The organism is Streptomyces sp. Y1 (assembly GCF_041053115.1).
GTDB classification, from domain to species: Bacteria; Actinomycetota; Actinomycetes; order Streptomycetales; family Streptomycetaceae; genus Kitasatospora; species Kitasatospora rubellomurina.
Map to the genome: position 1 here is coordinate 2,761,609 of NZ_CP163445.1, position 12,023 is coordinate 2,773,631.

Below are 12,023 nucleotides of genomic sequence, written 5' to 3' on the forward strand. Positions count from 1 at the left end.
TCCGGGGTCCGGTGACGAGGTATACCAACCGTCCGGGGCGGCGGACCAGACCGTCCCGATGGGCGAAATCCTCCCGACTCGCCCGGGTGGGGCGAGGGCGAATCGGCCGCCCGTACGGTTGACAGGCCGGTGCGCCCGGGCTTCGCCGTTGGCGGAACCGGGCGCGCGGCGGCGCCGGGGCGCGTGATCATCCGGTCATGGAGATCACCCGGGTACGCGAAGAACTGCACATGATCACACTGGAGTTCGGCACCGCCTACCTCTGGCGGGACGAGCACGGGCTCACCCTCGTCGACACCGGCATCGCCGGCTCGGCGGGCCCGATCGAGCGGGCCGTCCGCGAGCTCGGGCTGGACCCGGCCGCGCTGCGCCGGATCGTGCTCACCCACCACCACGAGGACCACACCGGCTCCGCCGCCGAACTCGCCCGCCGCTGGTCCGCCGAGGTGGTCGCGCACCGGCTGGACGCCCCGGTGATCCGGCGCGAGCAGCCGCCCGTGCCGCCGGTGCTGAGCCCGTTCGAACAGGAGCTGTGGGACGGGCTGCCGCCGATACCGCCCGCCGAGCCCTGCCCGGTGCACCGGGAGGTCCGGGACGGCGACGTGCTCGACATCGGCGGCGGCGCGGTGGTCGTGCACGTGCCCGGGCACACCGACGGCAGCATCGCGCTGCACCTGCCCGGGCCCGGCGTGCTGTTCACCGGCGACATCGCCTCCCACGTGCAGGGGCGGACCAGGCCAGGGGTGTTCCACACCGACCCGGCCCGGGCCCTGGAGTCCTTCCGGCGGCTGGCCGAACTCCCGGTGGAGACGGCCGTGTTCGGGCACGGCGACCCGATCGCCGCGGGCGCCTCAGCCGCGCTGCGCGGCGCCGCCGAGCAGCTCGGACAGCGCTAGCCCCCAGGAGGCGCCGGCGCCGTCGCGGGCCACCACCCGCTGCCAGCGGTCGAGGTCGCGCTCGGCGTCGGCCCGGGCCGCCGGGTGGGCGGCGAGGGCGGGCAGCAGCTCGCGCAGCAGGGCGACGGCGGCGCCCGGCCGGCCGTCCCGGGCCAGCCAGAGGGCCAGGTCGTGGCAGGTGCGCAGGGTGCGCGGGTCGGCGGCGCCGCAGGTCCGGGCGAGCTCGGGCAGCAGCGCGGTCAGGGTCTCGACGGCCCGCCCGAACGCGCCCTCCTCGCCGTACCGCCACGCCCGGTGGGCCTGGTCGCGCAGCTCCTCGGGGGTGCGGTCGCCGGCGCCGAGCATGCCCGGCCGGACCGTCCGCAGCCGGGCCCGCACCTCGGCGGCCGTGGCGGGCCGGTCGGCCGGGTCCTTGGCGAGCAGCTGGTCGACCAGGTCGGCCAGGGCCGGGTCGACGCTGCGCAGCCGGGGCGGGGCCTCGGTGGCGTGCTTGGTCAGGTAGCCGAGGGGCGTGTCGGCGCGGAACGGGAGCCGGCCGGCGCAGACCTCGAACAGCATGATGCCGAGGGCGTAGAGGTCGGCCCGGCCGTCCACCGCGCCGTCCGCCCAGCACTCGGGCGCCAGGTAGGGCACGGTGCCGACCACGCTGCCGCTGGAGGTGAGCCGGGGGCCGGTCTGGCTGAGCAGCCGGGCGATGCCGAAGTCGACCACCTTGACCCGGCGGTCGGCGTCGATCATCACGTTCCCGGGCTTGATGTCCCGGTGGACGACGCCGCTGCGGTGCGCGGCGTCCAGCGCCTTGCACACCTGGCCCATCCACTTCAGCGCGAGCCCGTTCTCCGGCCGCTCCCGCTTGAGGACCGCGGACAGCGCCTCGCCGCGGACCAGCTCCATCACCAGGTAGTGGGCCTCCCCGGCGCCGTCCGGGGCCCTCCCGTAGTCGTGCACGGCGGCGATGTGCGGGTTGGAGAGGCTGCTCGCCGTCCGGGCCTCGCGGACGAACCGCTCCACCGCCTCCCGGTCGGCGGCGTGCTCGGCGAGCAGCACCTTCACCGCGACCTGCCGGTTGAGCACGATGTCGCCCGCCCGCCACACCGCGCCGTAGCTGCCCCGCCCCAGCGGCGCCTCCAGCCGGTACCGGCCGCCGAGCAGGTCCCCCTGCCGCATCCGCTCCCCCAAACCCCGACCGACCCAGCCCGGCGTGCGCCGGGCGGGGACACGATAGCGGCGGCCGGGAACGAACGGGTGAACGGCCGCGCTACGCGGGCTGCTTGGGCAGGCCGGGCGGGTTCAGCTCGGACGTCCGGACGGCTTCGGCCTCCAGGCCCCAGCGCTTGAGCACCTGCCCGTACGTGCCGTTCCTGATCAGCTCGTTCAGCGCCTGGTTGAGCGCCTGGACCAGCCCGTTGTCCTTCTTGGTGGCCGCGGCGATCTTGCCCTGGACGTCCTTGCCGCCGCCCGAGTAGGTGCCGACGATCTCGGTCTCGCCGGTCTGCGCGACGTGGAAGGACAGGCTCGGGTTGGGGCCGACGTACGCGTCGATCCGGCCGGAGGAGAGCGCCAGGTAGAACTCGGTGCCCTGGAAGTACTTGATGTCGATCGGCTTGCGGCCGGCCTTGACGTTCTCCTCGCTCCAGGAGATCAGCAGCTTCTCCTGGTTGGTGCCGGAGGAGACGCCGACCGACCGGCCGGCCAGGTCGGCGGGCCCGGTGACCTTGAGGCCGCTGCCCTTCTTCGCCTCGAAGCCGAGGTTGTCCAGCCGGTAGGTGGCGAAGTCGTACTTCTCCTTGCGCGCCTCGGTGACGGTGATGTTGGAGACGCCGACGTCGTACTTGCCGCTGTCCAGGCCGACGAAGATGTTCTCCCAGGAGCCCGAGTCGATCTGCACCTCAAGACCGAGCACGTTGCCGAGCAGGTACGCGATGTCCGGCTCGACGCCGATCACGGTCGTGTCGTCGGTGGCGTGGAAGTCCAGCGGCGGGGTGGTGCCGAGCGAGTCGACGACCTTCAGCGTGCCTCTCCGTCTGATCTCCTCCGGGACCAGCGCCGCGATCGCGTCGACCTTCGGCGTGGTGACCCGGTTCTGGTTCGGCGACAGGTTCACCACGGTGCCGTTCGGCGCTACGGTGCCCCCGGCCGGGGCGAGGCCCGCCGCGGCGTCCGTGGCACCGCTGCCGCAGCCGGCCAGGACGAGGGCGGCGGCGAGTGCGCCGGCGGCGGTCACGAGGGCGCGACGGGGGAGGGACATGGCTCGAACTCCTGCTCGGTGAGGGGGGGTCGGTGACGGGGAAAGGGGGGTGCGTCAGAGCACCTTGGCCAGGAAGGCCCGGGTGCGCTCGTGCCGCGGCCGGTCCAGCACCTCGGCCGGCGGGCCCTGCTCGACGACCACGCCGCCGTCCATGAACACCACGGTGTCGGCGACCTCGCGGGCGAAGCCGATCTCGTGGGTGACCACGATCATCGTGGTGCCGCTGCGGGCCAGGTCCTTCAGCACGTCGAGGACCTCGCCGACCAGCTCGGGGTCGAGCGCCGAGGTCGGCTCGTCGAACAGCAGCACCTTCGGCTCCAGGGCCAGCGCCCGGGCGATCGCCACCCGCTGCTGCTGCCCGCCGGACAGCTGCCGGGGGTAGGCGGCGGCCTTGTCGGCCAGCCCGACCCGCTCCAGCAGCGCCAGCGCCGCCGCCCTGGCCGCGGCCTTGGGCCGGCGCAGCGCGGCCACCGGCGCCTCCACCAGGTTCTCCAGCACGGTCAGGTGCGGGAACAGGTTGAAGTTCTGGAACACGAAGCCGATGCCGGTGCGCTGGCGCAGCACCTCGCGCTCCTTGAGCTCGTACAGCTTGTCGCCGGAGCGCCGGTAGCCGATCAGCTCGCCGTCGATCGCCACGTGGCCGCGGTCCAGCTTCTCCAGGTGGTTGATCGTCCGCAGCAGGGTGGACTTGCCGGAGCCGGACGGGCCGAGCACGACCGTCACCGAGCCGGCCGGGACGTCCAGGTCGACGCCGCGCAGCACCTCCAGCGGGCCGTAGCTCTTGTGCAGTCCGCGCACCCGCACCATCGGGGCGGGCGTCGGGGCGCTCTTCGTCAGGGTGGTCATCCTCGTCCTCCGGGGAGACGGGCCGGCAGGGCCGGTACGGCGGCGCGCAGGCGCTGCCACGGGGTGGGCGGCGGGGTGCGTTCGGCGCCGCGGGCGAAGTGGCGCTCGACGTAGTACTGGACGACCGACAGCAGCGTGGTCAGCAGGACGTACCAGACGGTGGCGACCATCAGCAGCGGCACCACCCGGCCCGTCCGGCCGTAGATCACCTGGGCCTGGTAGAACAGCTCGCCGATCGCCATCACGTAGACCACCGAGGTGCCCTTGAGCAGCGAGACCACCTCGTTGGCGGCGGCCGGCAGGATGCCCCGCATGGCCTGCGGCAGCACGATCCGCCAGGCCTGCCGCCAGCGCGGGATGCCCAGTGCGGCGGCGGCCTCGCGCTGGCCGCCGTCCACCGCGAGGATGCCGCCGCGGATGATCTCGGCGGCGAACGCGGCCTGGTGCAGCCCGAGGCCGAGCACCGCGGCGCCGAGCGCGCTGAGCACGCCGACCACCTCGAACTCGCCGAAGGTCGGGCCGAACGGGATGCCGAAGCCGAGGCGCTTGTAGAGGTACGAGAGGTTGAACCAGAACACGAGCTGCACGATCAGCGGGATCGAGCGGAACACCCAGACGTACCCCCAGGCGATCGCCCGCAGGATCGTGCTGCGGGACAGCCGCATCGCGGCCACCACGGCGCCCAGCGTGAAGCCCAGGACGGTTCCGTAGAACGTGAGCTGAAGGGTGATGCCGATCGCCCGCAGGATGCTGTCGGCGGTGAAGTAGAGGCGGAAGGTGGGCCAGTCCCAGCCGGGGTTGGTGGCCAGGCCGTGGCCGAACTGCACCAGCAGCACGAGCGCGGTGATCCCGGCCGCCCAGCGCAGCGGGTGCCGGGCGGGGACGGTCCGCAGGCCGTCCAGTTCGGCGAGGTCGAGGTCGGGGTCGGCGGCGCCGGGCCCGGGGCGGGTCGGGGGCGCGGCGGCTTCGGTGGTGACGGTCATCGCAGGTCTCCTTCGACGGGCCCGGCAGTCACGGGTGCTCGGGCAGTCACGGGTGCTCGGGCGGGCTGATCTGCGACTCCTTGATCGCCGAGTCGGCGACCCCCCACTTCGCGAGGATCCGCTGGTACGTCCCGTCCTTGATCAGCTGGTTGACCGCCGCCTGGAAGGCCGGGGTGAGCTTCGAGCCCTTCTTGAAGGCGAACCCGACGTCCAGCCGGTGGAACTCGCCGAGGAACCTCGTCCCGGACGCCTCCTGCGCGGCCTGGTGGCGCAGGCCGTTGATGGTGGACATCTCGACGTCGATCCGCCCCTGCTGGAGGCCGGTCAGCAGGGCGCCCGACTCGCTGAACGCCTTGACCTCGTACGGCTTCTTCCCGGCGTCGGTGCAGACGTTGCGGTGGCTGTTCAGCGTGGTCTCGAAGGTGGTGCCGGCGCCGGTGCCGATGGTCAGGCCGCACAGCTGCACCAGGTCGGTGACGGGCCGGCGCTCGGTGTCGTCCTTCCGCACCGCGAAACCCTGGCCGTCGTCGATGTAGGTGACGAAGTCGATGGTCCGCAGCCGGGCGGCGGTGACCCCGAAGTTGCCGGTGCCGACGTCGAACTTGCCGCTGTCCAGGGCGGGCAGGATGGTCTCGAAGGCGGCGTCCTCGCGCTGCACGGTCAGGCCGAGCACCTTGGCCACGGCGTCGGTGAAGTCCACGTCGATCCCGGCGGGCTTCTTCGTGGCCGGGTCGGGATAGAAGGCGGTGGGCGGCACGCCGAAGGAGGAGCCGAACCGGATCGTGCCGGCGGCGCGGACCTCCTCGGGCAGCAGCGCGGCCGCGGCCTCCGACTTCGCGACCCCGGAGACGACGTCCTGCGAGGCGGTGGCGGCGGCCCCGCTCGCGCCGGCCGCGCCCGCGATCTTCGGGTCGGAGCCGCAGCCGGCCAGCGCCAGGGCCGGCAGCAGGACGGCGGCGGCCAGGGCGGCGCGGCGGCGGGCGGTGGTGGTTCTCACGGGGGGCCTTTCAGTGGGGTGCGGGCGGTGCGGGGTCGGCCGTTGGTGCGCCCTCGACGGGCGGAGCTTCCTCGACGGACGGTGCGCCTTCGACGGGCAGCGGCTTCTCGAAGGGCAGCGGCCCGATGGTCAGCGGATCGGCCGCGAGGTCGAACAGCGGCGTGTAGCCGGCCGCCAGGTAGAGGCCCCTGGCCTCGGGCTGGCGCGGCCCGGTCGTCAGGTAGATCCGGGCGTAGCCGGCGGCCGCCGCCGTGCGCTCCAGCTCGGCCAGCACCCGGCGGGCGAGGCCGCGGCGCCGGTGGGCGGAGTGCGTCCACATCCGCTTCACCTCGGCGGTGCGGTCGTCGTAGCGCTTGTACGCGCCGCCGGCCACCGGTTCGCCGTCCTCCAACAGGAGCAGCAGCACCCCGCCGTGCGGTTCGGTGAAGGCCTCCCCGGGGTAGCGGGTCAGTTCCTGCCGCGCCTGGGGCCCGTACCGGCGGACGTACTCCTCGGCGAGTTCGCGCAGCAGCGGCTCGACCAGCGGGTCGTCCACGGCGACCCGGCGGAACTCCGGGCCGCGGGGAGCGGCCCGCGGGCCGTCGCCGGTGGGGGCGCGGCCGAGGACTTCGACGGGCATGGCTCAACCTTTCGGGGCAGGCCTTCGGGGCAGGCGGGGGCGTGGCCGCGGCGAACGGCCGTGAAGCGGTGGAGCACGCGGAGTGCACGGAGCACGGGCGGGCGGGGGCGCGACGGAGGCGGCGGAACTGCCGGAGCGCAGTGCGAAGCCGTCGACGGACGAGGAGATCTGACGCTACGTCAGCACAGGAGGGCAGGCCGAGGGAGGCGCCCCGGGAGGGTCGGGCCGGGCGGGCGGCCCGCCGCCGGTTCAGCCGCGACAGGCCGCCGACCACACCCGACCGAAGTCGATGTGGTCGCGGGTGACCAGGGGCTGCTGGGCGTTCATGGGCTCAAGTTGAGCAGTCGCCCGAGTGGTACGTCAACCATCCATCGTTGCCGCTCTGTTGCGATCTCTTGTCACCTTTTCGACCTCGCCGGGCGACCCGTTCACCGCCCTTGACAGCCGTCGATCGCGCCCGCGTACGATCGGCGGCGGAGCGCAGTGTGCCAGCGCACCGGCCGCGTTGAGGGACGCCGGCCGGCGCGGGGCCCGTACGTGACGACCCCCCGTACGTGACGACCACCCGTACCACCCGCCCGCACCCCCTGCCCGCCTCCACTCCCGCCAGGAGCCTCCGCCATGGCCACCCCGCCGGCCGTCCTGCCCGCGCCCTCCGTCCGCAAGCCCCCGCCCGCCCCGGCCGAGCCCCGGATCGTCCCCCGCCGTAAGCCCGGCCAGTGGGCCGCCGCGGCCGTCGCGCTGCTGCTGGCCGCGATGGCCGCCGCCTCGGTGGTCCGCAACGACGCCTTCCAGTGGGGCGTGGTCGCCGACTGGTTCACCGCCCGCTCGGTGCTGAACGGCCTCGGCCTGACCCTGTGGCTGACCGGGCTCACGCTCAGCCTCGGCTTCCTCTTCGGCACCCTCCTCGCCACCATGCGGCTGTCCGCCAACCCGGTGCTGCGCACGCTGAGTTGGGCTTACATCTGGGTGTTCCGCTCCACCCCACCGCTGGTGCAGCTGCTGTTCTTCTTCAACATCGGCGCGCTCTACCCGACGCTCGGCCTCGGCATCCCGTTCGGCCCCGAGTTCGTCACCGTGAGGACGGTCAACCTGATCGGCCCCACCCTGACCGCCGTCATCGGCCTCACCCTGCTGGAGTCCGCGTACGCCGCCGAGGTGATCCGCGGCGGCATCCTGTCCGTCGACCGCGGCCAGCTGGAGGCCGCCGCCGCGCTCGGGCTCGGCCGCTGGCGGGTGCTGCGCCGGATCGTGGTGCCGCAGGCGATGCGGGCGATCGTGCCGAGCGCCGGGAACATGCTGATCGGCGCGCTCAAGGGCACCAGCATCGTCAGCGTACTGGCCGTCTCCGACCTGCTCTACTCGGTGCAGCTGGTCTACCTGCAGTCGTACCAGGTGATCCCGATGCTGGTGGTCGCCACCCTCTGGTACCTGGTGGTCACCACCGTGCTGTCCATCGGCCAGTACTACGTGGAGCGGCACTTCGCCCGGGGCGCGACCCGGGACGGCCTGCCGCCCACCCCGCTGCACCGCGCCCGCACGGCCGTGCGCACCGCCGCCCGCGCCGCCGTCCACCGGGCGGCGCGGTCATGACGGCGCTGGTGATCGTCGGCGCCGGCCCGCGCGGCACCGGCCTGCTGGAGCGGATCGCCGCCAACGCCGCCGAACTCCTGCCACCCGACCGGCCGTTGGCGATCCATCTGGTCGACCCGTACCCGCCCGGCGCGGGCCGGGTCTGGCGCCGCGACCAGTCCCCGCTGCTGCGGATGAACTCGATGGCCGAGGACGTCACCATGTTCACCGACGAACGCTCCACCCTGGACGGCCCGGTCCGCCCCGGCCCCTCGCTCGCCGAATGGGCCCGCCGCCCCGAGGAGTTCGCGCCCTACCGGGAGGTCGCCGACCCGGCCGTACGGGCCGAGCTGCGCGCCCTCGCGCCCACCGACTTCCCCACCCGGCGCGCCCAGAGCGCCTACCTGGACTGGGTGTTCCGGCGCGCCGTCGCCGACCTGCCGCCGCACGTCACGGTCACCGTCCACCGCGACACCGCCCGGCGGATCGACGGCCCGGCGGACGGCCCGCAGACCGTCCACCTCACCGGCCGGGCGCTCACCGCCGACCACGTCGTGCTCACCCTCGGCCACCTCGACTCCGCCCCGCACCCCCGCCACGCCGCCGACGCCGAGTTCGCCGCCCGGCACGGCCGGTTCCACCTGCCGCCCGCCTACTCCGCCGACGTGGCGGGCGAGTTGGCGGCCCTCGCACCCGGCGAGCCGGTGGTGCTGCGCGGCCTGGGCCTGGCCGCCGTCGACCTGGTCGCGCTGCTCACCGAGGGCCGCGGCGGCCGCTTCGAGCCGGCCGGCGACGGGCCCGCCCTGCGCTACCGGCCGTCCGGGCGCGAACCGGTGCTGCACCTCGGCTCCCGGCGCGGCGTGCCGTACCACGCCAAGACCGGCTACCGGCTGCAGGGCCCGCCGGCCCCGCTCCCCCGGTACTTCGACGCGGCCGCCGTCGACGCGCTGCTCGCCACCCCGGGGCCGCTCGAACTGCGGCGCGACCTCTGGCCGTCGATGGCCAAGGAGGTCGCCTTCGGGCACTACCACGAGCTGTTCCACGCCCACCCCGAGCGCACCGCCCTGCCCTGGCCCGCGTTCCTGGCCCGCTACGACCGCTGCGCCTGGTACTCGCCCAAGCGCGCCGCCCTGGTCGCCGAGGCCGTCCCCGACCCGGCCGACCGGATCGACTTCGAACGGCTCGACCAGCCGCTGGCCGGCCTCGCCCTCGGCTCCGCCGAGGAACTGCAGGCCCACCTGCGGGCGTACGTCGCCGCCGACGCCGACCGCCGCGCCGATCCCGCGCACAGCGCCGACCTCGGCGCCTTCCTCGCCCTGCTCTCGCTGTTCGGCCAGCTCCCCCGGGTGGTCGCGAGCGGTCGGCTCACCGCCCGCTCGGTCGCCGAGGAGGTGGACGGGTGGTTCTCCGGCTACTTCAACTCGCTCGCCTCCGGCCCGCCCGGCTTCCGGCTGCGCCAGCTGCTGGCGCTCTCCGAGGCCGGGGTGGTGCGCTTCCTCGGTGCGGGCGTCCGGGTCGACCGGGACGAGGCCACCGGCACCTGGCGGGCCTCCGGCGCCACCGTGCCCGGCCACACCGTCACCGCCACCGCCCTGATCGAGGGGTACCTGCCGCAGCACGCGCTGCACCGCACCCTCGACCCGGTGCTGCGCCAACTGCACGGCGCCGGGCGGCTGGTGGAGGAACAACTGGCCGACCGGGAGCACACCCACCGCTCCGGCCTGGTCGCCATCGCCCCCGCCGACGGCCGGCTGCTCGACCCGGCCCTGGGCGGCGCCCCGCACCCCCGGCGCACCGCCCTCGGCCCGCACACCAGCCTGCGCGCGGCGGCCGCCTTCGCCCGCCCGCGCACCGACGCCCCGGCCTTCCGCCAGAACGACGCCGCCGCCCGGGCCCTGCTGCGCTCCCTCGCCGCGCTCCCGGCGGAGGTGCTGGCGGCATGACCGGGGCGCGTCCCACGGCCCCTACGGCCCCTACGGCTCCTCCGACGACTTCTACGGCCCGAGGATCTCCTCCACCAGGTCCGCGTCCGAAACGAAGCCCGGCGCCTCGGCCACCCGGTCCACGACACCCTTGACGCCCGTCCCGCGGCGCAGCGCCCGGGCCGCCTCCGCGCCGGACTCCCCGCCGGCCCGGACCAGCCGGACCAGCCGCTCCGCCTCCGCCCGGTCGAGCCGGATCCGCCAGCCGCGGACGACCTGGTTCGGCCCGTGCCGGAAGCGGGCCCGCTTCCGGTACTCCGCCAGGTCGGCCCGGGCGTGCATGCTGCGCCGGTCGTGCGGGCCGAAGGCCTCGACGAGGTCGGGCAGCAGTTCGTCCAGCCGGAGCGCGGCGCCCTGGAAGTCGCCCCGCTGGGCCTGGCAGGCCGCGAGGTCGCGCCGGGCCTGGAGGAGGAGCGGGTCGCGCGGGCCCCCGGCGAGCTCCAGCACCGGCAGCAGTTCGGTCAGCAGCCGGATCGCGGTCACCGTCTCGCCGCTGTTCCGGACGATCCGGACCAGGTCGCACCGCACCTCGACGGTCTGCGGATCGCCCGCCCCGAGGGCCGGCTCCAGGTCCGCCAGCAGGTCCTGCACCAGCAGGACGGCCTGCGCCGGCCGGCCGGCCCGGGCGAGGTGCGCGCCGAGCTCCCGCCGGACGGCGACGACCTCCGGATCGGTCGCGCCCAGCGCCGGCAGCGCCGCGTCGACCACCGGCCCGAGGAGGCGCACCGCCTCCGCGGGGCTCGCGTCCCGCGCGGCCCGGCCGTGCTCCAGCAGCCGGGCCCGCAGGACCGCCCGGTCCTCGACCGGTACGGGCACCGCGTCGCCCGGCACGGCCCGTCCGGCGTGCCACGCCGCCGGGGGCTCGGGGTAGGCCAGTGCCGGCCGCCCCACCGGCCGCAGCGTCGGCTGCCCCGGCCGGCGGACCGCGGCGCGCCGCCGCACGGGGGCGACGGCCGGGCGCCGGGCCGGCGCGGTCCGGGTGACGACGGTCGGGGCCGGGGGCACGGCCCGCCCCTGCGCCGCGTCGGCGAGCCGCCGCTCGACCGTACGGGCGTCGGCCGGCCGCTCGGCCGGGTCCTTCGCGAGCAGGTCGGCGACCAGCGCGGGCAGGTGCTCCGGCAGCCCGTACCGGGCCGGGTCGAGCGCCGGTGGCGGCTCGTTGAGGTGCTGGTACATCAGCACCGGGGTCGAGTCCCCGGCGAACGGCCGTGCCCCGGTGAGGAGTTCGACCAGCAGGCAGCCGAGCGCGTACAGGTCGGCCCGGCCGTCCACCCGGCCGCCGGTCCACCGCTCGGGCGCCATGTACGCCGGGCTGCCGATGACCGTCCCGACTGTGGTCAGCCCGCCCGCGCCGGTGTCCAGCTGCGCGATGCCGAAGTCCAGCACCTTCAGCTGCCCGGCCTCGGTGATCATGATGTTGTCGGGCTTGATGTCGCGGTGCACCACGCCCGCGTCGTGCGCCGCGGCCAGCGCCCCGCAGATCTCCCGTGCCCAGCGCAGGCTCAGCACCGGCTCGGGCACGCCGCCCCGCAGCACCGCGGTCAAGGTTCGCCCGGTGAGCAGTTCCATCACCAGGAAGGTGACGTCCTCGCCGTCGGCGCGGCAGTGGCCGAGGTCGTACACGGTGACGATGTGCGGGTGGGACAGGTTGCCCGCCGCGGACGCCTCCCGGGCGAAGCGCAGCGCCGCCTTGGCCTGGTCGCCGTCGTCGTGCCGGATGAGCTTGACCGCCACCGGCCGGTGCATCCGGGTGTCCTCGGCCCGCCACACCACGCCGAAGCCGCCCTGCCCCAGCCTCTCCTGGAGCTCGTACCGGCCGTCCAGGACGTCCCCGACCCGCACCCGTGCCTCCCCCGTTCTCCGCTGCCCCGGCTCCGAAC

Annotated in this window: 10 protein-coding genes; 3 read left to right on the forward strand and 7 right to left on the reverse strand. The window is 75.1% G+C overall.

Annotation, left to right across the window (positions count from 1 at the left end; translation table 11 throughout):
• The first annotated feature begins 197 nt into the window (after positions 1-197).
• On the forward strand, positions 198-896 hold the full coding sequence (locus AB2U05_RS11520; RefSeq protein ID WP_045710743.1) for an MBL fold metallo-hydrolase: 699 nt from the start codon (positions 198-200) through the stop codon (positions 894-896).
• Here AB2U05_RS11520 and AB2U05_RS11525 read toward each other — a convergent pair.
• The 6 genes from AB2U05_RS11525 to AB2U05_RS11550 form a co-directional block, all read right to left on the reverse strand.
• Entirely contained in the window at positions 852-2,063 is a 1,212-nt protein-coding gene (locus AB2U05_RS11525) for a serine/threonine-protein kinase (RefSeq protein ID WP_369183150.1), read from the reverse strand. The genes AB2U05_RS11520 and AB2U05_RS11525 overlap by 45 nt on opposite strands.
• A gap of 91 nt (positions 2,064-2,154) precedes the next feature.
• Positions 2,155-3,144 carry an ABC transporter substrate-binding protein gene (locus AB2U05_RS11530; protein ID WP_045694757.1) on the reverse strand — a complete coding sequence of 330 codons (990 nt, stop codon included), beginning with the start codon at positions 3,142-3,144 and terminating at the stop codon, positions 2,155-2,157.
• A 54-nt stretch (positions 3,145-3,198) separates the two neighbouring features.
• Positions 3,199-3,990, reverse strand: coding sequence for an amino acid ABC transporter ATP-binding protein (locus AB2U05_RS11535; RefSeq protein ID WP_045694754.1), 792 nt, complete (start codon positions 3,988-3,990; stop codon positions 3,199-3,201).
• Positions 3,987-4,973, reverse strand: coding sequence for an amino acid ABC transporter permease (locus AB2U05_RS11540; RefSeq protein WP_045694751.1), 987 nt, complete (start codon positions 4,971-4,973; stop codon positions 3,987-3,989). Before AB2U05_RS11540 ends, AB2U05_RS11535 begins: the two co-directional genes overlap by 4 nt.
• A gap of 46 nt (positions 4,974-5,019) precedes the next feature.
• On the reverse strand, positions 5,020-5,970 hold the full coding sequence (locus AB2U05_RS11545; protein ID WP_045710744.1) for an ABC transporter substrate-binding protein: 951 nt from the start codon (positions 5,968-5,970) through the stop codon (positions 5,020-5,022).
• A 10-nt stretch (positions 5,971-5,980) separates the two neighbouring features.
• Positions 5,981-6,589, reverse strand: coding sequence for a GNAT family N-acetyltransferase (locus AB2U05_RS11550; protein WP_369183151.1), 609 nt, complete (start codon positions 6,587-6,589; stop codon positions 5,981-5,983).
• 621 nt (positions 6,590-7,210) lie between these two features.
• Here AB2U05_RS11550 and AB2U05_RS11555 point away from each other — a divergent pair.
• A complete protein-coding gene (locus AB2U05_RS11555) occupies positions 7,211-8,182 on the forward strand; it encodes an amino acid ABC transporter permease (protein ID WP_369183152.1) in 972 nt (323 codons plus the stop codon).
• Positions 8,179-10,104 (forward strand): FAD/NAD(P)-binding protein, encoded by a 1,926-nt coding sequence (locus tag AB2U05_RS11560; RefSeq protein WP_369183153.1) that lies wholly within the window; start codon positions 8,179-8,181, stop codon positions 10,102-10,104. Before AB2U05_RS11555 ends, AB2U05_RS11560 begins: the two co-directional genes overlap by 4 nt.
• A 51-nt stretch (positions 10,105-10,155) precedes the next feature.
• Here the strand turns inward: AB2U05_RS11560 and AB2U05_RS11565 are convergent, their stop codons facing one another.
• Entirely contained in the window at positions 10,156-11,985 is a 1,830-nt protein-coding gene (locus AB2U05_RS11565; RefSeq protein ID WP_369183154.1) for a protein kinase, read from the reverse strand.
• Positions 11,986-12,023: the final 38 nt, after the last annotated feature.

Excerpts from the sequence above, each read along its gene's own strand:
- AB2U05_RS11530 (WP_045694757.1), bottom strand. The coding sequence starts at position 3,144 with ATGTCCCTCCCCCGTCGCGCCCTCGTGACCGCCGCCGGCGCACTCGCC.
- AB2U05_RS11525 (WP_369183150.1), bottom strand. The coding sequence starts at position 2,063 with ATGCGGCAGGGGGACCTGCTCGGCGGCCGGTACCGGCTGGAGGCGCCG.
- AB2U05_RS11555 (WP_369183152.1), top strand. The coding sequence starts at position 7,211 with ATGGCCACCCCGCCGGCCGTCCTGCCCGCGCCCTCCGTCCGCAAGCCC.
- AB2U05_RS11550 (WP_369183151.1), bottom strand. The coding sequence starts at position 6,589 with ATGCCCGTCGAAGTCCTCGGCCGCGCCCCCACCGGCGACGGCCCGCGG.
- AB2U05_RS11535 (WP_045694754.1), bottom strand. The coding sequence starts at position 3,990 with ATGACCACCCTGACGAAGAGCGCCCCGACGCCCGCCCCGATGGTGCGG.
- AB2U05_RS11560 (WP_369183153.1), top strand. The coding sequence starts at position 8,179 with ATGACGGCGCTGGTGATCGTCGGCGCCGGCCCGCGCGGCACCGGCCTG.
- AB2U05_RS11540 (WP_045694751.1), bottom strand. The coding sequence starts at position 4,973 with ATGACCGTCACCACCGAAGCCGCCGCGCCCCCGACCCGCCCCGGGCCC.
- AB2U05_RS11520 (WP_045710743.1), top strand. The coding sequence starts at position 198 with ATGGAGATCACCCGGGTACGCGAAGAACTGCACATGATCACACTGGAG.